Origin of the sequence: Aeromonas sp. 600774, assembly GCF_049175075.1 — a bacterium.
Taxonomy (GTDB): domain Bacteria; phylum Pseudomonadota; class Gammaproteobacteria; order Enterobacterales; family Aeromonadaceae; genus Aeromonas; species Aeromonas veronii_A.
On record NZ_JAAKUJ010000001.1, the window covers coordinates 263450 to 282385 of the forward strand.

At 61.3% G+C, this 18936-nt stretch carries 15 protein-coding genes; 7 read left to right on the forward strand and 8 right to left on the reverse strand.

Annotation, left to right across the window (positions count from 1 at the left end; translation table 11 throughout):
• Window positions 1-86 precede the first annotated feature (86 nt).
• From G5171_RS01115 to G5171_RS01150, 8 genes are read right to left on the reverse strand one after another with little or no spacing between them, the layout of a single operon-like run.
• On the reverse strand, window positions 87-3089 hold the full coding sequence (locus G5171_RS01115; RefSeq protein WP_421259681.1) for a DUF748 domain-containing protein: 3003 nt from the start codon (window positions 3087-3089) through the stop codon (window positions 87-89).
• A 52-nt stretch (window positions 3090-3141) separates the two neighbouring features.
• The gene (locus G5171_RS01120) at window positions 3142-3903 is read right to left on the reverse strand and encodes a substrate-binding periplasmic protein (RefSeq protein ID WP_421211266.1); all 762 of its coding nucleotides are present in this window, start codon (window positions 3901-3903) and stop codon (window positions 3142-3144) included.
• A gap of 36 nt (window positions 3904-3939) precedes the next feature.
• The gene (locus G5171_RS01125; RefSeq protein ID WP_266133925.1) at window positions 3940-4350 is read right to left on the reverse strand and encodes a MerR family transcriptional regulator; all 411 of its coding nucleotides are present in this window, start codon (window positions 4348-4350) and stop codon (window positions 3940-3942) included.
• A gap of 2 nt (window positions 4351-4352) precedes the next feature.
• On the reverse strand, window positions 4353-5321 hold the full coding sequence (locus G5171_RS01130) for a hydroxymethylglutaryl-CoA lyase (protein ID WP_421259682.1): 969 nt from the start codon (window positions 5319-5321) through the stop codon (window positions 4353-4355).
• The gene (locus G5171_RS01135; RefSeq protein ID WP_421259683.1) at window positions 5318-7288 is read right to left on the reverse strand and encodes a biotin carboxylase N-terminal domain-containing protein; all 1971 of its coding nucleotides are present in this window, start codon (window positions 7286-7288) and stop codon (window positions 5318-5320) included. Before G5171_RS01135 ends, G5171_RS01130 begins: the two co-directional genes overlap by 4 nt.
• Window positions 7285-8121 (reverse strand): enoyl-CoA hydratase-related protein, encoded by an 837-nt coding sequence (locus G5171_RS01140; protein ID WP_421259684.1) that lies wholly within the window; start codon window positions 8119-8121, stop codon window positions 7285-7287. Before G5171_RS01140 ends, G5171_RS01135 begins: the two co-directional genes overlap by 4 nt.
• Before the next feature lie 11 nt (window positions 8122-8132).
• On the reverse strand, window positions 8133-9734 hold the full coding sequence (locus tag G5171_RS01145) for a carboxyl transferase domain-containing protein (protein ID WP_421259685.1): 1602 nt from the start codon (window positions 9732-9734) through the stop codon (window positions 8133-8135).
• The gene (locus G5171_RS01150; protein ID WP_421259686.1) at window positions 9731-10873 is read right to left on the reverse strand and encodes an isovaleryl-CoA dehydrogenase; all 1143 of its coding nucleotides are present in this window, start codon (window positions 10871-10873) and stop codon (window positions 9731-9733) included. Before G5171_RS01150 ends, G5171_RS01145 begins: the two co-directional genes overlap by 4 nt.
• A gap of 305 nt (window positions 10874-11178) precedes the next feature.
• Here G5171_RS01150 and G5171_RS01155 point away from each other — a divergent pair, with 305 nt between their 5' ends.
• The 7 genes from G5171_RS01155 to G5171_RS01185 all read left to right on the forward strand — a co-directional run bounded on the left by G5171_RS01155 (window position 11179) and on the right by G5171_RS01185 (window position 18883).
• Window positions 11179-12336, forward strand: coding sequence for an acyl-CoA dehydrogenase family protein (locus G5171_RS01155; protein ID WP_421259687.1), 1158 nt, complete (start codon window positions 11179-11181; stop codon window positions 12334-12336).
• Between the two features lie 140 nt (window positions 12337-12476).
• Entirely contained in the window at window positions 12477-13259 is a 783-nt protein-coding gene (locus G5171_RS01160; protein ID WP_421259688.1) for an enoyl-CoA hydratase, read from the forward strand.
• Window positions 13260-13277: 18 nt separating this feature from the next.
• Window positions 13278-14390, forward strand: a complete 1113-nt coding sequence (locus G5171_RS01165) for an enoyl-CoA hydratase/isomerase family protein (RefSeq protein ID WP_421250243.1) — start codon at window positions 13278-13280, stop codon at window positions 14388-14390.
• A gap of 51 nt (window positions 14391-14441) precedes the next feature.
• A complete protein-coding gene (mmsB, locus tag G5171_RS01170) occupies window positions 14442-15362 on the forward strand; it encodes a 3-hydroxyisobutyrate dehydrogenase (protein ID WP_421250242.1) in 921 nt (306 codons plus the stop codon).
• A 52-nt stretch (window positions 15363-15414) separates the two neighbouring features.
• Window positions 15415-16194: an SDR family oxidoreductase gene (locus G5171_RS01175; protein ID WP_042052836.1), complete on the forward strand. Its 780-nt coding sequence runs from the start codon at window positions 15415-15417 to the stop codon at window positions 16192-16194.
• 358 nt (window positions 16195-16552) lie between these two features.
• Complete coding sequence (gene arcD, locus G5171_RS01180) at window positions 16553-17989, forward strand: arginine-ornithine antiporter (RefSeq protein WP_005336921.1); 1437 nt, start codon at window positions 16553-16555, stop codon at window positions 17987-17989.
• Window positions 17990-18094: 105 nt separating this feature from the next.
• Complete coding sequence (locus tag G5171_RS01185) at window positions 18095-18883, forward strand: sulfite exporter TauE/SafE family protein (protein ID WP_042052835.1); 789 nt, start codon at window positions 18095-18097, stop codon at window positions 18881-18883.
• The last annotated feature ends 53 nt before the right edge of the window (window positions 18884-18936 follow it).

Below are 18936 nucleotides of genomic sequence, written 5' to 3' on the forward strand. Positions count from 1 at the left end.
ACCAAAGCAGGCTGTTTGGTGAGCAAAAGGTGTCAAAATAGTTGAGGGGGTGTATTTTTATTACGCTTTTGCGCAGTGCGGCGGCGTCACTGATCCAGTGTCAGGATCACTTTGGCTTCCTTGTCCTCTTCCTTGACCTGGCTGTCGAGCACGAACAGCCGCTCCGGAGCGATCCCCTGGTTGTCGACCAGAAACTCTTTGGTATTTTGCGCCCGGCGCATGGCAAGATTGCGCAGGGATTTGGCGGTGATGAGCTGTTGATCCCGCAGCAGGATCACTGCTTGTGCCCGCAGTGCCGCGCTCTCTTCATCCAGATGGAGGCGGTCCGCCAGATCATTTAGATCTTCGCCAAAGCGCTCTTCATAGGCTTGGGCCAGCGCCTCTTGCAGTGCGGGATCCTGTTCCAGCAGGTCGAGATCCGCCTGATTGCCGGTGAGCTTGGCCAGTACCCGCTCCAGCTTTTGCCGTTGCAGGATGGAGCGCTCCTCGTTGAAGTTGACCTTGCCGCGAATGTTCATGCTGAGCTTGGGTCTCTCCTTGAGGGCCTGTGCCAGCTTGACCAGTTTCTCCTGCTGGGTGGGGGTGAGATCGGGCTCCCCCGGCAGGAAGGGAAGTTCGTCGAGATCGTCGGTGCCATCGGCCAGCGAGGCGAGCAGGGAGAAGGGGGAGGTGATCGCCTTGCTCAGGGTGTTGCCCAGCACATCCCAGAAGATATTGCCGATACTGAAGTCCGGTTGATCGAGATCTCCCTTCACCTTGAGGTTCATCTGTATCACCCCGTTGGCATCGCTCAGCAGGGCGATGGCCAGCCCCAGCGGCAGATCCTTGGCCTGATCGCTCTTGATCTTCTCGCCCAGTTGCAGCTTCTTGATGGTGATGTCGTTATCCCCCTCCAGTCGGTTGCCTTCCAGCTTGTAGTGCAGCTTCATGGAGAGCTGCCCCTTGTCGATGGCATAACCGGCATAAGTGCCCGAGTAGGGGGTGAAGGTGGTGAGCTCCAGATTGTGGAAGGCCACCGCGATGTCGAGGATCGGGTTGGCGACCAGCAGGTTGGTGCCGCCACGAATGGTCACCGGCGCATAGCGATCCACCTTGCCGTTGAAGGCGAGATCGGAGCGTTGCCCCGGAATATTGCTGATATGGCGGCTCTGGCCGCCCAGCGAGGCAATATCGGCCACGAAATCCTGACTCAGGCTGCGATCGGCAAAGCGCAGGTTGCCCTGCTCGGTGCGCAGCTGGTCGATGGTGAAACGAAAGTCGGGAGCCTTGCTGCCTGCCGCCGCTTGAGTGCTTTTGGCTGACGCCGGTTGTGGCAGCAGCAGCTGTTGCAGGTTGGTGGTGCCATCCTCGTTGATCTCGATGCGGGCGAAGGGCTTGTTAAGGGCAATGTCCTTGATCCGCATCTGCTGGCTGATGCCGTCGTACGTCAGACCGGTGAGGGCCAGGGTGTTGAACTCCAGCAGCCGTTGATTGTCTGCCCGATCGACCACTTTGAGCCCGTTGACATCGAGCCCCCCTTGCAGGGTCAGCTTGCTGAGATCTCCCTGGGCGGTGGTGGCGAGATCGAGTCGGGTCTTGCTGCTCAGCAGCCCGTTTTGCACCTTGATACGCACCAGATCAGCCAGATAGGGTTGCGCCAGCGTCAGGGGCAGCCCCTGCTGGTTGATGTCGCCGCTTAGGGTGAAGGGGCTCAGGGTCAGTTGGCCATCAAAGGCGAGGGGACTGCTCTGGTTGAACTGGGTGGCCAGAGTCAGTTTGCTCGGTTGCTCCCCCTTGCTGCCCAGTGGCCCCAGCGCTAGCTTGAGGCCTGAGATCTGACGTGCCTGCGGTTTGCCGCTGCTCGATTCGGTGAGGGTGAGATCACCCTTGTCGATAAGGATCTGCTTGATCTGCCACTGCCAGGGTTTGTCTGCCCTGTGTTTCTTGCCGTTACCTGCAGCCTTTGTTTTTTGTGCCGACTTGGGCGCCGCATTGTTGGCCACCTCGTTTGCGGCGTAGGCTTCTTTGACGGGCTTGGCGGGAGCCTGTTCAATCAGCAAGTCGGCCAGATCCAGCTCCTGCTGTGGGTTGAGGGTGGCCTTGATCAGGGGTTGTTGCATGGTGATCTTGCCGATCTGGAGCGACTGTTTCTGGCCATCGACAGCCAGATCGCTAAGAGCCAGCTGGCCGAAGCGGGCAAACTCGTCGCCCTTGAGTTTTTTAAGCTGCCAGTTGTCCAGGGTCAGCTTGCCTTTGGACAATTGCCACTGCACCCCTTGCTTGCCCTCTTTGAGCTGGTACTCCACCTCCGCATTAGCGTGGCCCTTGGCCAGATCCAGCTTGAGATAGGGTGCCCAGAGCGGGGCGAAGGGTTTCAGCTCGACCAGCTTGAGGCTCACCTTGCCCTGACCCATGCCGCTCATCACATCGAGCTTGCCGTGAGCGGCGAGGCTGCTTTTGCCGTTAATGGCGGCACTCAGCTGATAGGCAGTCGGATGGTTTGCCTTGGTGCGCAGGTTATCGAGCTTGATGGTCACTTTTTCCATATAGAGAGGCGGCAACCAGCCGGGTTCGCTCTCCTTGCGTTGATCCTGATAGCGCACATGCCCATCAGTGACAGCGATGCTGGCGATGTCGACCAGTAGCGGGGCGCTGGCTGTCTCGGGCTCGGGGGAGGGGGCAGAAGTGAGCACGGTCGCCAGCGCATCGGTCAGATTGAGTCGAACATCCCCCTTTTTGTCTGCCAGCCGTTGCAGCAGCACTACGGGTTTGATCAGGGTGACGGCGGAAAGCACGACCCCTTTCTGCTGCCAGCTGGCTTGTAGGTCGGGGGTGATAACGAGCTGCTCAAAACGGATGATAGGTTGCTGTTTGGCATCGAGCAGGGCAGTCGCGCCGAGGGTAAGAGAAGGGGTGCGCAGTCCAACATCAATCTCCCCCAGCGTCAGTTGCAGGCCGTAGTGCTCGGCCAGCCAGCCTGGCAGATAGCGTTGGAGCAGACGGGGGGTCTGCCACAGCAGCAGTGTAATCAGGATAAGAAGCAGCAGGAAAGCGTAGGCAAGGTAGCGCAGAAAGCGGGGTTTGTGGGACGCTGGCTCGGTAGTGTTCATTTGGTGCACTCCCATTTGGTTCCCACCATGGTACAGAAAAGCTGGATAGTAATCATGGGGTTGCGTACTGTTGTACGCCGTACTTTGTCCAAAGGCGATCCAGTTCACCCTTTTGTTGCAGGGCTGCCAGCCATTGTTCCAGCTGGGCAGGAGTAATGGGTGCCGCAGGGTGAAGAATGGCGCGGTGTTGATACTGTTGATCCCATTTTTTCGAGATCAGCAGCTGGTTGGCTGTGTCGGGATGGGCCAGCAGATACTGGTTAAGGTAAGAGACGTTGATAATGGCCACCTCACCACGCCCTTTGAGCAGTGCTTGCAGGGCGCTGACATTGTCTTTGACCAGGGTGATATTGAGCTTGCGCTGCAGGTAGATGGGATCGGCATTGAACTGGCCGATGCCGTAGTGGTAGCCGGTCACCCCGATAAGGTGGTGCCGAGAGGGGTCATCGAAAAAGCGCTGATCCCGGCCCTCTTTGCTCAGGGCCACATAGACTTCGCCACCACCGAGAAAAGGCGCAGTCATCTTGAGTTTCTCCGTTTGCCAGCCCCAGTTGCTGTCTTCAAACAGCATCAACGAAAAGCGACCCATATCAAGCGCTTTGTAGCGGTTGGCAGCCGAGGTGGGGACAAAGACGAAGGTCACCTCTTTTTGCACCGCGTTGAGCTGCTCGATAAGATCCAGTGTCAGCCCTTCATAGTGCGCATCTGAGAGTTTGACCACGAAGGGCGCATAGGGATAGCCACCAACCTTGACGAGGGAATGGCACCAACCGGGCAGGCTGAGGAACAACAATAACCAGCACCAATATTTCATGAGATCACCAAGGTAATGACATGATCCCAGATTCGGTTAATCTGTGTCGGTTTTCAAGCTGTTAAGGGAATTAACACAGCGTTGTTCGGCGGCTTCCAGCTCGGCCATCACCATCTGGATATCTTCCAGTTGCTGGTGCAGCACACCGCGTTTTGCCTCGATCAGCTGGATCATGGAGTGGAGCTGGGTTTTGCTTGACCGGTCGGTGTCATACATCTCGAACAGCTCGCGGATCTCCGCCAGGCTAAACCCCAGCCGTTTGCCGCGCAGGGTCAACTTGAGCCGGATCTTGTCCCGATGACTGTAGATGCGGGTTTGACCCTCCCGCTGGGGAGTGAGCAGACCCTCGTCCTCGTAGTAGCGGATGGTGCGCGGCGTGACATCGAACTCGTGGGCCAGCTCCGAAATGCTGTAGGTGATCTCCTTGCCGGACAGGGAACGCGACATGGTTATGACTCCTGTCGCTGGGCGTGTGGCTGGCAGAGGCTGGCACGCAGCCGCTCGGCATTGGCGTGCAAGGCCTGACCGACCCGTGAGCCGTTGGGGCGACCGAGCTGCTCGCAGACCCACTGGCCGGTGGCCGCCAGTTTGTCGAGATCCACTCCGGTTGTCATGCCAAGGCCGTGCAGCAGGTAAACCACCTCTTCTGACGCCACATTGCCGGAGGCGCCCGGCGCATAGGGGCAGCCGCCAAGGCCCGCTACCGAGCAGTCTATGGTGCGAATGCCGCGCTCCAGCGTGGGCAGCAGGTTGGCCAACCCCTGGCCGTAGGTGTCGTGAAAATGGACCGCCAGCCGGCCGGCCGGGATCTCGTGCAGCACCGCATCCAGCATGGGGGCCACCGTGCCCGGGGTGCCGACGCCGATGGTGTCCCCCAGCGAAATTTCGTGGCAGCCGAGATCCAGCAGTTGCTCGGCCATGGCGGCGACCCGTTTCGGGCGGGTCGGGCCATCGAACGGGCAGGCGATGACGGTGGAGAGGTAGCCACGCACCTTGATGCCGAGGCGTCGTGCCTCCTGCACCAGCGGGGCGAAGCGCACCAGCGATTCCTCCACGCTGATGCCGATATTGGCGCGGGTAAAACCGTCGGAGCAGGCGGTGAAGAGGCCAATCTCGTCGGCGCGGGCGGCAATGGCTGCTTGCAAACCTTGCAGATTGGGCACCAGGGCACCGTAACGGGTTGAGCCCTTGCGCGGCAGTGCCTCGAACAGTGCTGCGGAGTCCGCCATCTGCGGCACCTTTTTCGCAGAGACAAAGGCACCGACCTCGATGCGCTGCAGACCGCTGTCGGTAAGGCGCTGGATCAGCTCCAGCCGCTGTACCAGGGAGAGGGGCGCGGCTTCATTTTGCAGGCCATCTCGCGGCCCCATCTCCACCAGACTGACCCTGTCGTCACGGACGTCCTGTGATCGGTTCATGGGTGATCCTCCAGTGAAGTTGTCTCTTCGGCAAAGCGCACCAGTACGGCCCCCTGGCTTACCTGCTCGCCCTGTTTGCACTGCAGGGCTTCAATTATCCCGTCCCGCTCTGCACGCAACTGGTGTTCCATCTTCATCGCCTCCAGCACCAGCAGGGGGTGCCCCTTGCTGACCGTTTGCCCCTGCTCGACCAGCACGGCCACTACGATGCCGTGCATGGGCGCGATGGCACCCTGCACCTTCTCGTTTGCCTGCTCATGGTGGTGGCTGTGCTGCTGATCATCAGCAGTGAAACGGATGCGCTGGCCCCCCAGGGTCATGATGAAGGCTGCCTCCGAGCCTGCGACCGTCTGAATGGGGATCTGTTGCCAGCAGCCACTTCGTTGTAGCCGGATATGGTCGTCGCCTCTTTGGTAGCAACGGGTCTCCCCTTGCCACTCAAACTGGCCGCCATGATCGTTAAGGGTCAATACCCGGAGCTCATCACCGATGCGCACCGCCGCTGTCCAGCAGCGATCCGGCCCCAGCCGAAATCCGCAGGTTTGCTGCCAAGGGGAGGTGCCCGCAGGACGGCTAGCCAGCCAGAGGGTGGCCAGCGGCCAGGCGAGTTCAGGGATGGGCTGCGCTGTGGTGGGGATGGGCCACTGGGTATGGTGGCCCATGGCCAAGACGTCGGGCTCTTCACACAGGCGCAGCAGCAGCGGGCCGTTGTGCACCAGCGGGCCGAGATCCAGCGCAGCCAGTGCATCAGCCAGTTGGGCGAACGCCTCGGCGCGGCTTTGGCCGTGGGCGATCAGCTTGGCGATCATGGGATCGTAATAGGGGCTGACCTCATCGCCAGCGGTAACGCCGGTGTCGATGCGCACGCCAACGGGCCAGTGGAGCCAGTGGATAGGCCCGCTGGCGGGCAGAAAACCGGCCGCCACATCTTCGGCGTAGAGGCGCGCCTCCACTGCATGGCCGCGCAGCACCACTTCCTCCTGGGTGAGTGGTAGCGGCTTGCCTTCGGCTACGGCCAGCTGCCAGGCCACCAGATCCTGCCCGGTCACCGCTTCGGTGACCGGATGCTCCACCTGCAGCCGGGTGTTCATCTCCATAAAGAAGAACTCATCCTTGCAGAGCAGGAACTCGATGGTGCCCGCCCCCTGATAGTGGATGGCCTTGGCTGCGGCCACGGCTGCCTTCCCCATGGCGCGGCGCAGAGCCGGAGGGATGTCGGGGGCGGGCGCCTCTTCGATCACCTTCTGATGGCGTCGCTGCAACGAGCAGTCCCTGTCCCCCAGATAGATGGCGTTGCCGAGGCTATCGGCAAAGACCTGTACTTCCACATGGCGAGCCTGGGGCAGATAGCGCTCGAGCAGTACCAGATCATCGCCAAAGGCAGCCTTGGCCTCCCGCTTGACTGCCGCCAGCGACTCGTCAAAGTCAGCCAGCTGATCGACCCGGCGCATCCCCTTGCCACCGCCGCCGCTGGCCGCCTTGATCAGCAGAGGGAAGCCCACCAGGCTTGCCTGATCGCGCAAGAAGTCCGGCCGCTGATCCGTGCCGTGATAGCCAGGCAGCACAGGTACACCGGCAGCCTGCATCAGCGCCTTGGCGCCCGATTTGTCGCCCATAGCGAGAATGGCGGCGCCGCTTGGGCCGACAAAGCGCAGGCCGCGCTGTTCGCAGGCGGTGGCAAAATCGCTGTTTTCCGACAGAAAGCCGTAACCGGGATGGATGGCATCGGCGCGCGCCTCTTTGGCAATCTTCAGCACCCTGCCGGTGTCGAGATAACTCTCTCTGGCCGGTGCTGGCCCCAGATGCCAGGCCTCATCGGCCAGACGGGTGTGCATGGCGTGGGCGTCGGCATCGGAGTAGAGGGCGATGGTGTGGATGCCGAGGCGTTTCGCCGTCTTGATGATGCGCACGGCGATTTCGCCGCGATTGGCGATCAGCAGGCGTTTAATCTGAGAGTGATAGGTCATGTCTCATCCTTGAAACGGGGACGCCAGGCGGGAGGACGTTTGTCGAAGAAGGCCTGCATCCCCTCCTGGGCTTCGAGCCCCACCCGAACCCGGGCAATGGTCTCGACGGTTTTCTCTTCGTGCAGGCGGGAAGGATGGGCCTCTATCGCCGCCAGCAGCCGTTTGGTCTCTTTCATCGCTTCCGGCCCGTTGCGGCACAGACGAAGGGCTTGCGCCCGTCCTTCCGCCAGCAGTTGATCCGGTTGGCAGAGTTGATGCGCCACATTGAGCCGACAGGCGGTGATGGCATCGAATGGTTCGGCACTGAGCATGTAGCGGCGCGCCTGACGCATTCCCATGGCGCGAACCACGTAGGGGCTGATCACCGCAGGCACTAGCCCGAGGCTTACCTCTGAGAGGCAAAAGCGGGCATCGTTGCTGGCCAGCACCAGATCGCAGGCACAGATCAGCCCCAGCGCCCCGCCATAGGCGGCCCCTTGCACCAGCGCTACCGTAGGGAAGGGGAGCTCGTCGAGGGTCTGCATCAGCCGCGCCAGTACCCGGGCGTCTTCGCGATTGTGCTCGAAATCGGCATGGGCCAGATTGCGCATCCAGTTGAGATCGGCGCCCGCGCAGAAGTGTTTGCCCTCGGCCCGCAGCAGCAGGACATGAGGGCGTTCGGCGAGATCATGACCATGGAGATGGGCCAGATCATCGAGGCAGTCGAGCAGCCCCAGCATCAGGTCGGCATCAAAGGCGTTGTGGCGGGCCGGGCGCGACAGCACCAGCTCGGCCAGCGGGCCATGCCGTTCCAGCCGAAACGGGGTCTGGGAGGAAGTGAGTGGATCTGGCATGGGGTTGCTCCTTACATCCGGAAGATGCCGTACTGTTCGGTGCCCTGGCGGGCACCCTGACAGGCGGCCAGTGCCAGCGCCAGCACGGTGCGGCTCTGGGCTGGGTCGATGACGCCGTCATCCCAGAGGCGAGCGCTTGCGTAGTAGGGGTGGCCCTGGCGCTCATACTGCTCTATCACCGGCGCGCGGATGGCTGCTGCTTCCTGCTCGTTAAGGCTCTTGCCCTCGGCAGCCAGCTTGTCCCGACGTACCTGCACCAGCACGCCGGCCGCTTGCTCGCCCCCCATGACGGAGATGCGGCTGTTGGGCCAGCTAAAGAGAAAATCGGGTTCATAGGCGCGGCCGCACATGCCGTAGTTGCCGGCACCGAAGCTGCCACCGACTATCAGAGTGATCTTGGGCACCCGGCTGCAGGCCACCGCGGTGACCAGCTTGGCGCCGTGCTTGGCGATCCCCTCTTTTTCTGCGCTACTCCCCACCATAAAGCCGGTGATGTTCTGCAAAAAGAGCAGCGGGATGGCACGCCGGTTACAGAGTTGGATAAAGTGGGCCCCCTTCTGGGCGCTGTCGCTGTGCAGCACGCCGTTGTTGGCGAGGATCCCCACTTCCATGCCGCAAATACGGGCAAAGCCGGTCACCAGGGTGGTGCCGAACAGCGCCTTGAACTCGTCAAAGTCAGAACCATCCACCAGTCGGGCAATCAGTTCGCGGGCGTCGTAAGGGCGTTTGAGACTGGTGCCCACCAGACCGTAGAGCTCCTCGATCGGGTAGCAGGGGGGCTCGTAGCCGGGGCTGCTCTCTATCGGCTCGTTACCCAGATGAGTAACCAGCGTGCGGGCGATGGCCAGCGCATGGGCATCGTCACGGGCCATATGATCAGCAACGCCGGAGTGGGCACAGTGCACTTCAGCACCGCCCAGGGCCTCGGCGCTGATCTCCTCGCCGGTGGCGGCCTTGACCAGCGGCGGACCCGCCAGAAAGATGGTGGCCTGCTCCCTGACCATGATGGATTCATCCGCCATGGCGGGCACGTAGGCGCCGCCTGCGGTGCAGAGCCCCATCACCACCGCCAGCTGCGGGATATTCTGGGCCGACATGCGGGCCTGGTTGTAGAAGATGCGACCAAAGTGATCCCGGTCGGGGAACACCTCATCCTGCATCGGCAGAAAGGCGCCGCCGGAATCCACCAGATAGAGGCAGGGGAGACGCAGCCGCTCAGCGATGGTCTGGGCACGCAGGTGTTTTTTCACGGTGAGCGGGTAGTAGGTACCACCCTTCACGGTGGCGTCGTTCACCACCAGCATGCAGAGCCTGCCCGAGACCCGGCCGATGCCGGTGATGATACCGGCGGCGGGTACCGGCTCGTCATAGACCTGCCAGCCAGCCAGCGCCGACAGTTCGAGAAACGGGGAGCCCGGGTCCAGCAGCTGATTGATGCGCTCGCGGGGCAGCAGCTTGCCACGGGCCTGATGGCGGGCGTTGTTGGCCGCGCCGCCCCCTAGCGCGATCTCGGCAATGCGGGCGTGGAGATCGTCGACCAGCACCTGCATTGCAGCCCGATTGGCCGCATATTCCGGGCTCGCCGTGTCGAGACGGGAGTGGAGACGACTCATGCGTTATCCCCCATCAGCTCGCGGCCGATGAGCCAGCGGCGGATCTCCGAGGTGCCGGCGCCGATCTCGTAGAGTTTGGCGTCCCGCAGTAGGCGGCCAGTGGGGTATTCGTTGATGTAACCGTTGCCGCCGAGCAGCTGGATGGCATCGAGGGCCATCTGGGTGGCGTTTTCGGCGGCAAACAGGATGGCTGCGGCGCAATCTTTACGGCTGGTGCGACCCTGATCGCAGGCGCTCGCCACCGAGTAGACCAGCGCCCGGCTGCTGGCGAGGCGGGTATACATGTCGGCGAGCTTGCCCTGCACCAGCTGGAACTCGCCGATGGCTTGACCGAACTGCTTGCGCTCACGCACATAGGGCAGCACTACATCCATGCAGGCCTGCATGATGCCAAGGGGGCCCGCAGCCAGCACCACCCGCTCGTAATCGAGCCCGCTCATCAGCACCTTGACCCCGCCGTGCAGGGTGCCCAGCAAGTTCTCCTGCGGCACTCGGCAGTTGTCGAACACCAGCTCGCAGGTGCTGGAGCCGCGCATTCCCAGCTTGTCGAGCTTCTGGGCGGTAGAAAAACCGGGAGTCCCCGCCTCGACGATAAAGGCGGAAATTCCTTTGGGGCCTGCACTGGTATCTGTCTTGGCATAGATGACGAAGGTCTCGGCATCGGGACCGTTGGTGATCCACATCTTGTTGCCGTTCAGCACGAAGTGATCGCCCTCGCGCTCCGCGGTGAGGCGCATGCTAACCACATCGGAGCCTGCGCCCGGCTCGCTCATGGCCAGTGCCCCCACATGCTCGCCACTCACCAGCGGTGGCAGGTAGCGCGCTTTCTGTTCCGCCGTGCCGTGGCGGTGGATCTGGTTGATGCAGAGATTGGAGTGGGCGCCATAGGAGAGGCCGACCGAGGCGCTGGCGCGGCTTACCTGTTCCATCACCAGCACGTGGGCCAGATAGCCGAGATTCACCCCGTCATACTCCTCCGCCACCGTGATGCCGTGCAGCCCCAGCTCACCCATCCGGGGCCAGAGATCACGGGGAAAGGCGTTGCTCTGATCGATCTCGCTGGCGCGCGGGGCGATCACTTTCTGGCAGAAGGCCGCAACCTGTTCGGTCAGGGCATTCAGGGTCTCATCCATCTGCATCCATGCTCTCCTTGCGGATATGACAGTCGGGTAGGAAGGTGGGCTAGACCGGCTGACTCGGCGTTACGGCTGGCAGTGGTCGGTCCATTTTGTACTTCACTTCTGCCACAAGTTTACGTTAGCGTAAACGTAAATCAATTGTTAATCTGTTGTGTGTCGATAGATAGGCGGTAGTGAGAGCGTCAGCAGCTACCACGACAACAGCGCCATAGTGGCAGATCCGAATGACGCAGCGTGTGGGCGACGCGTCATAAAGCGCTAAAGCGGTAAAATAAGCGCGGGGCAACAAGGGAGCGAACGACAAGATGGATTTTACCCTGACCGATGATCAACAGGCGTATGTGGAGGCCGCCGCCGCCTTTGCCGATGAGGCGCTCAAACCCCATGCCGCGCGCTGGGACAAGGAGCATGAGTTTCCGATCCCGACCATCAAGCAGGCGGCCGAGCTCGGGTTTTGTGGCCTCTATACCCCGGAGCCGTTTGGCGGATTGGGGCTGCCGCGCCTCGATGCGAGCCTCATCTTCGAGCGTCTCGCCATGGGCTGTACCTCGACTACTGCGTACCTGACCATTCACAACATGGTGAGCTGGATGCTGGGTAGCTGGTTGCCCACCGAGGTTGCCAAGGAGTGGGTGCCCAAACTGGCCAGCGGCGAGCTGTTGGGCTCCTATTGCCTTACCGAGCCGGGTGCGGGTTCCGATGCGGCGGCCCTCAAGACACGAGCGGTGTGCGAGGGTGACAATTATCTTATTGAGGGAACCAAGGTCTTTATCTCGGGAGCGGGCAGCAGCGATGTGCTGGTGGTGATGGCGCGCACCGGTGGTGAAGGTGCGAAGGGGATCTCAGCCTTTATGGTACCGGCTAATACCCCCGGCGTGAGCTACGGCAAGGCAGAAGAGAAGATGGGCTGGAACAGCCAGCCGACCCGGGAGGTTGTTTTCAATGGGGTTCGCATTCCTGCCTGCTATCGGTTGGGCGAAGAGGGGGAAGGGTTCAAGTTCGCCATGCAGGCGCTTGATGGGGGGCGCATCAATATCGCCATCTGCTCGGTGGGCACTGCCCAGCAGGCACTGGACGATGCGCTGGCCTATGTGCAGCAGCGCCAGCAATTTGGTCACCCGATCAGCGAATTCCAGAGCGTGCAATTTCGCCTGGCCGATATGGCGACCGAGCTGGCTGCCGCCCGTCTGCTGGTGCGTCAGGCCGCCGACAAGCTGGATCGCGGGGCACCGGACAAGAGTGCCTGGTGTGCCATGGCCAAACGGTTTGCCACCGATGTGGGTTATCGAATCTGTGATGAGGCTCTGCAACTCTTTGGCGGCTATGGTTATATCCGCGAGTATCCGCTCGAGCGCTATCTGCGCGATACCCGTGTACACCGCATTCTGGAGGGCACCAACGAGGTGATGCGACTCATCATCGCGCGCCGCATGCTGGCCGATCACGGTTTGTCGCTGGGCTAACCGATGGTCGCATCAAGGGTGTGTTGCCTACCACCCGATTTGCACCATGCCATGCCGGTTTCGGCTTTGTGAGCCAGCCACAGGTTGGTGTCATTCAAGCCTGTCATCATGGCGGCAGCTTCATCGACAAGGACAATGTTATGACAAGGATCAGACTCGAATATCATGGCCACGTGGCCTATATCACCCTCGACCATCCCCCTGCCAACACCTGGACCCTCGCCAGCCTGCAGGCCTTTTTGCAGATGATGGTGGAGCTCGACAGTCGTCCCGATGTGGTGGCGCTGGTGCTCCGCGGAGCAGGCGACAAATTTTTCTGCGCCGGTGCCGACCTAAATATGTTTGTCGAGGGGAATGTCGAGCTGGCCCGCGAAGTAGCCGAGGACTTTGGCAAGGCCTTCGAGGCGCTGGCCCGTTTTCATGGCGTCAGTATCGCCGCCATCAATGGTTATGCCATGGGCGGCGGGCTGGAAGTGGCGCTGGCCTGTGATATCCGCATCGCCGAGCAGCAGGCGTTGCTGGGACTGCCGGAAGCCTCGGTGGGCTTGCTTCCCTGTGCCGGTGGCACCCAGCGCCTGACCGAGCTGGTGGGGCCGGGCTGGGCCAAGCGGATGATCCTCTGCGGCGAGAAGGTGAGTGCCTCGCTGGCCTACGAGATGGGGCTGGTGGAGGAGGTGGTGAAAACCGGTCAGGCGTGGGAGGCCGCGCACCAGATGGCCCATCTGGTGGAGCGCCAGAGCCCGAGCGCCCTGCGCGCCTGCAAAACCCTGATCAATCTGGGCCGCAGTGGCCCGCGGGATGCCGCCTTGCCCCTTGAGCGGTCGCTGTTTCTCGAACTCTTTAGCGATGCCAACCAACGTGAAGGGGTGGCCGCCTTCCTGGAGAAACGCTTACCGCGCTGGCAATATGGCCCAACAGAATAAATCCATACGGAGCCGTTTATGAGTGAGCCGGTCAAGGTTAGCTGTTATCCCACCGAAGATGGCCATCAGATCGGGGTGTTGACCCTCGACAGCCCTGCGTCTCTCAACGCATTGAGCCTGCCGATGATCCAGATCCTGCAACAGACGCTGACCCGTTGGGAGCAGGATCCCGCCATCGTCTGTGTACTGCTGCAGGGGATGGGTGAGAAGGCATTTTGTGCCGGTGGCGATATCCGCTCCTTCTATTACCGCAAGCAGGAGGCAAGCGGATCGGAACTGTTCGAATATGCCCGCGACTTTTTCGAGCAGGAGTACCGGCTCGACCACCACATCCACTCTTACCACAAGCCCCTGATCTGCGTGGCGGACGGTATCTGCATGGGGGGCGGTATTGGCCTGTTTGCCGGAGCCGATTTTCGGGTGGTGACCGAAAGAAGCCTGTTCGCCATGCCGGAGGTGACCATCGGCCTCTACCCCGACGTGGGGGCGAGCTGGTTTTTAAGCCGGATGCCGGGGCGGCTGGGGCTCTGGCTCGGTCTGACTGGTGCCCGCTTTAATGGCGCCGATGCCCTTGGGGTGGGGTTGGCGGATCACGCCATCGCCAGTGGCGAGCGCAGTGCGCTGCTGTCACGCCTCGCCGTACTCGACTGGGCTGCCAGTGGTGATCCCCGTGAGCAGATCGAGCTGCTGCTCAGCGGGTTGCATGGTGAGGTGGTGGCCCGGTTGCCTGCGCCAGTATTGCTGCCCCATCAACAAAGGATCGATGCCTTGCTGGCGGGACGCTCGTTGCAAGGGGTATTGGGTCGGTTGTTCGAGGCCCAGTTCGATGAACAGGAGGCGGTACTTCAGCAGGCGCAACAGATCTGCCGCACTGGCAGCCCCATCAGCCGCGCCATTTTGTGGCGCCAGTATTGGCAGGCTCGTCGCAACTCACTGGCAGAGGTATTTGCCGAGGAACTGACCCTCTCGGTCAACTGCGTGCTCAAGGGGGATTTTGTGGAAGGGGTGCGGGCACTGCTGATCGACAAGGATAAAGATCCCCGCTGGCAGCAGCTACTACCGGAGGGGGCGTGGCTGGACGAGTTCTATCGCTGGCCGCTGGGGCGCAATCCGTTGACCTGCAAGGAATAACATCTTGGCAACCGGCGCACGCCGCCATCAGCAACGCAAGGAGCAAGCGGGATGACAAGGATAGGGTTTATCGGGCTCGGCAACATGGGGGGGCCCATGGCGGCCAATCTGGCCAGGGCCGGGCACACGGTGCAGGTGTTTGATCTGGTTGCCCAAAACATTGAGCGCGCCATCGCCGCTGGCTGCATCGCCACGGGGGATGCCCGCGAGGCGGTGACCGGCTGCGAGGTGGTGATCAGCATGCTACCTGCGGGGGAGCATGTACGCGATCTTTGGTTGGGCGAGAGCGCCGGTGAGCGAGGTGGGCAGGATCTGCTGGCAGCACTGCCGGTTGGTGCACTGGTGATCGACTGCTCCACCATAGATGTCGACTCTGCCCGTCAGGTCGGGGAGGCGGCCCGCGCGCGTGGTTTGCGTTTTATCGATGCCCCTGTCTCGGGTGGTGTCGCCGGTGCGGCCGCCGGGACGCTCACCTTTATCGTCGGTGGCGACGGGGCGGATTTCGAGTCAGCCAAGCCCCTGCTCGCCTGCATGGGGCAGAATCTGTTTCATGCCGGGGCGTTGGGGGCAGGGCAGATCGCCAAGATGTGCAACAACATGCTGCTTGCGATCCACATGGCGGGCACCGCCGAGGCGTTGGCCCTCGGGGTGAAGGAGGGGCTGGATCCCGCCGTGCTCTCCACCATCATGGGCAAGAGCTCCGGCAACAACTGGAGTCTGGAGCGCTACAACCCCTGGCCCGGGGTGATGGAGAATGTCCCTGCCGCCCGCAACTATCAGGGGGGCTTTATGACCCGTCTGATGGTGAAAGATTTGGGGCTGGCCATGGCGCTGGCCGAGCATGCTCACAGCGCTGTGCCCATGGGGGCGCTCGCGCGTAACCTGTTCAACCTGCATGCCGCTCAGGGGCAGGGGAGCCGCGATTTCTCCAGCATCGTCGAACTCTATCTGGATAAACAGGGTCCCGCCTGACGGGCCACCTCTCTTCAAGGCATCTCCCTTCGACCAGCTACAAGGAGCATTGATGGATATCAAAGATAAGGTCATCGTTATTACCGGTGCCGGACGTGGCTTGGGACGTGCCATTGCGCTGGCCTTGGGCGCACAGGGGGCGACGCTGGCGCTGCTCGACATCAATCGCGCCGATCTGGAGGCGACCGCAGCCCTGGTGCGCAGCCAGAATGATCAGTGCGATCAAGATAGCCAGTGCGAGCTGTTTGTCTGCAATGTGGCGAGCGAAGCCGAGGTTGAGGCCGTGTTTGCTGCCATCAAGGGGCGTTTTGGCGTGCTGCACGGTCTTATCAACTGCGCCGGCATTTTGCGCGATGGCATGCTGATCAAGGTGAAAGAGGGTGAGCTGGTGGAGAAGATGACGCTGGCCCAGTGGCAGAGCGTGATTGACGTCAACCTCACCGGTACCTTCCTCTGCGGTCGTGAAGGGGCGGCGCTGATGGCGCAAGGAGGGCAGGGGGGCGTTATCATCAACATCTCTTCCATCGCCCGCGCCGGCAATATTGGCCAGAGCAACTATGCCGCCAGCAAGGCAGGGGTTGCCTCGCTGGTGGTGACCTGGGCGCGGGAGTTGGCGCGCCATGGCATTCGGGTGATGGGGATTGCCCCCGGGGTGTTTGCCACCGACATGACGGCGGCGATGAAGCCGGAGGCGATGGCGCGGATGCAGCAGGCCATTCCGGTCGGCACCCTTGGCGAGGCGCAGCAGCTGGCCGAGACGGTGAGCTTTATTTTTGCCAACGACTATCTGTCGGGAAGGATGATAGAACTGGATGGCGGTTTGCGTTTATAGGGATTTACATAATGGGCCCCGGTGTTTCCACCGGGGCTTTTTTATGCAGATTATTTATACAGAGAGTGCCTGAATGGCGATGCATAGGAACCATGCGAGTCAGGTTGTGTTGGCAGAAAAATGAGAAATATCAATGGGTCTTGGTTAATTTGAGCCAGCTCACAGGCCATATGGGTCAGTGCTGTAAAATTGCGCGCGGTCAAGGCGGTGCATGATTGACGGGACGAGGGATTGCGGTCGGAATAGTCATGCAATATAGTTGCCGCCTTTTTCACGGGGTCAGGATTCCCAGCCCCTCCCATATTGCGCGCAGTATGAATACGGACGCTCTGCCGCCGCCTAAATAAACAGGATTGAAATGGACAAGAAACTAGGGCTGGGCGCCCTCATTTCGCTGGTGATCGGCTCCATGGTCGGCGCCGGGGTCTTCAGTCTGCCACAAAACATTGCTGCGCATGCCAGTGCCGGGGCGGTCGCCCTGGGTTGGGCCATCACCGGTCTTGGCATGATCTGTCTCGCGCTGGTCTATCAGAACCTCTCCATGCGCCGCCCCGATCTCGATGGCGGTATCTTCAGCTATGCCAAGGCCGGTTTCGGCGATTTCATCGGTTTCAACGCCGCCTGGGGTTACTGGCTCTGCCAACTGCTGGCCAACGTCTCTTACGCCATCGTAGTGTTCAGCGCCCTGAGCTACTTCTTCGATACGCCTGACAACGTCATCTTCGGTGACGGCAATACGCCGGTGGCCATCACGCTGGCCTCCATCCTGATCTGGTCGGTGCATGCGCTGGTGCTGCGCGGGGTGCAGGTCGCTGCGCTGGTGAATATCGTCACCACCATCGCCAAGATGGTGCCGCTCATCGTCTTCTGTGTCGCGATCCTGCTGGCCTTCAACATGGATACCTTCACTCTGGATATCTGGGGCCAGAACAACATGGAGCTTGGCTCCGTGATGGATCAGGTCAAGTCCACCATGAAGGTGACCCTCTGGGTCTTTATCGGGATTGAAGGGGCCGTGGTGGTCTCTGCCCGTGCCCGTCATCGCAAGGATGTGGGCCGAGCTACCGTGCTGGCGCTGCTCGGCGCCCTGACGCTTTACGTGATGGTGACCCTGTTCTCGCTGGGTGTCATGAGCCAGCCGCAACTGGCGGCGCTCAAGAACCCTTCGACCGCCATGATCCTTGAAGCCGTGGTCGGCCCTTGGGGCGCCTGGCTTATCAACATTGGTCTGGTGGTGTCTGTGATGGGTGCTCTGCTCAGCTGGACCGTGCTGGCCGCTGAAGTGCCCTACATCGCGGGCAAGACCGGTGTGTTCCCGGGCTGGTTTGCCAAGGAGAACAAGAACGGCTCGCCGCAGGTGTCCCTCTGGTGCTCCACCTGTCTGGTGCAGATCTTCCTGATCATCATCTACTTCCAGAGCAGCACCTATCTGGCGCTGGTCAACATCGCAACCTCGGCGGCGCTGGTGCCTTACGTCTTTTCGGGCGCTTATGGCCTGAAGCTGGCATTGAAAGGGGAGACCTATCAGGGTCAACCTCATCAGCGCAAGCGTGACCTGCTGCTGGCCCTGGTGGCGACCGTTTACGGCTGCTGGCTGGTCTATGCTGCCGGTGTGGAGTACCTGCTGCTGGTGGCGCTGCTTTATAGTCCGGGCATCTTCATCTACTGGAAGGCGCGTCAGCATCACGGTCTGCGCGGCCTTAACCGATTGGAGCAGGGGATGACGGCGGCCCTGCTCGGCTGTGCCGTGCTGGCCTTCTACAAGGTGATGGACGGTACCATTCCACTGCACTAACCGGCACAATGAAGAGATGGCCCTCGCGCCATCTCTTTTTTTTCATGCAGATATCCACTGTTGCCCGGCCGTGTTGGCCAGTTTTTGTTTAACACAGGAATTTTTATGCTGTTTATGGGTTACCTCCTGCTGGGCGCCTTTGCCGGTATGCTGGCGGGACTGTTCGGGATCGGCGGCGGTCTTATCATTGTCCCCGTGCTGGTCATTACCTTTCGCGCCCAGGGCATCGACCCTGAAATCATTACTCATCTGGCCCTTGGCACCTCGTTGCCCACCATGATCTTTACCGGATTCAGCTCGCTGCGGGCCCACCGGGAGGCGGGCGCCGTCGATTGGGTGATGATCCGCCGACTCGGCGCCGGCATGCTGATCGGGGGTTGGCTCGGCGGCATGACCGCCAATCTGCTCAGCACCAGCACCCTCAATATCATTATCGGCTGCTTCGCCTGGAGCATGGCGCTACAGATGGGGCTCAACCTTAAACCCAAAGCGGAGCGCCATATGCCGGGGCCGCTCGGCACAGGCATTGCCGGTACCATCATTGGCTGGATGTCAGCCCTGTTTGGTATTGGCGGTGGCTCGCTCACTGTCCCTTATCTGAGCTGGAACTCGGTGCCAATGCGCAATGCGGTAGCGGCCTCTGCAGCCTGCAGCATACCCATCGCGCTGGCGGGGAGCCTCAGCTACCTCTATGCGGGTTGGGATCATGCCGATCTGCCCGAGTGGAGTGTGGGCTACATCTATCTGCCCGCCCTGCTGGGCATTGTGCTGACCAGTACCCAGTTCGCACGCATTGGCGCCAAGCTGGCACACCGCCTGTCACCCACACGCCTCAAGCAGGCCTTTGCCCTGCTGATGCTGCTGGTGGGGGCGAAATTTATGCTGTTTAGCTGATTCATTCAGCAGATTGTTGAAAAATAAGGCAAACGATCTGTTGGAGGGTAGAA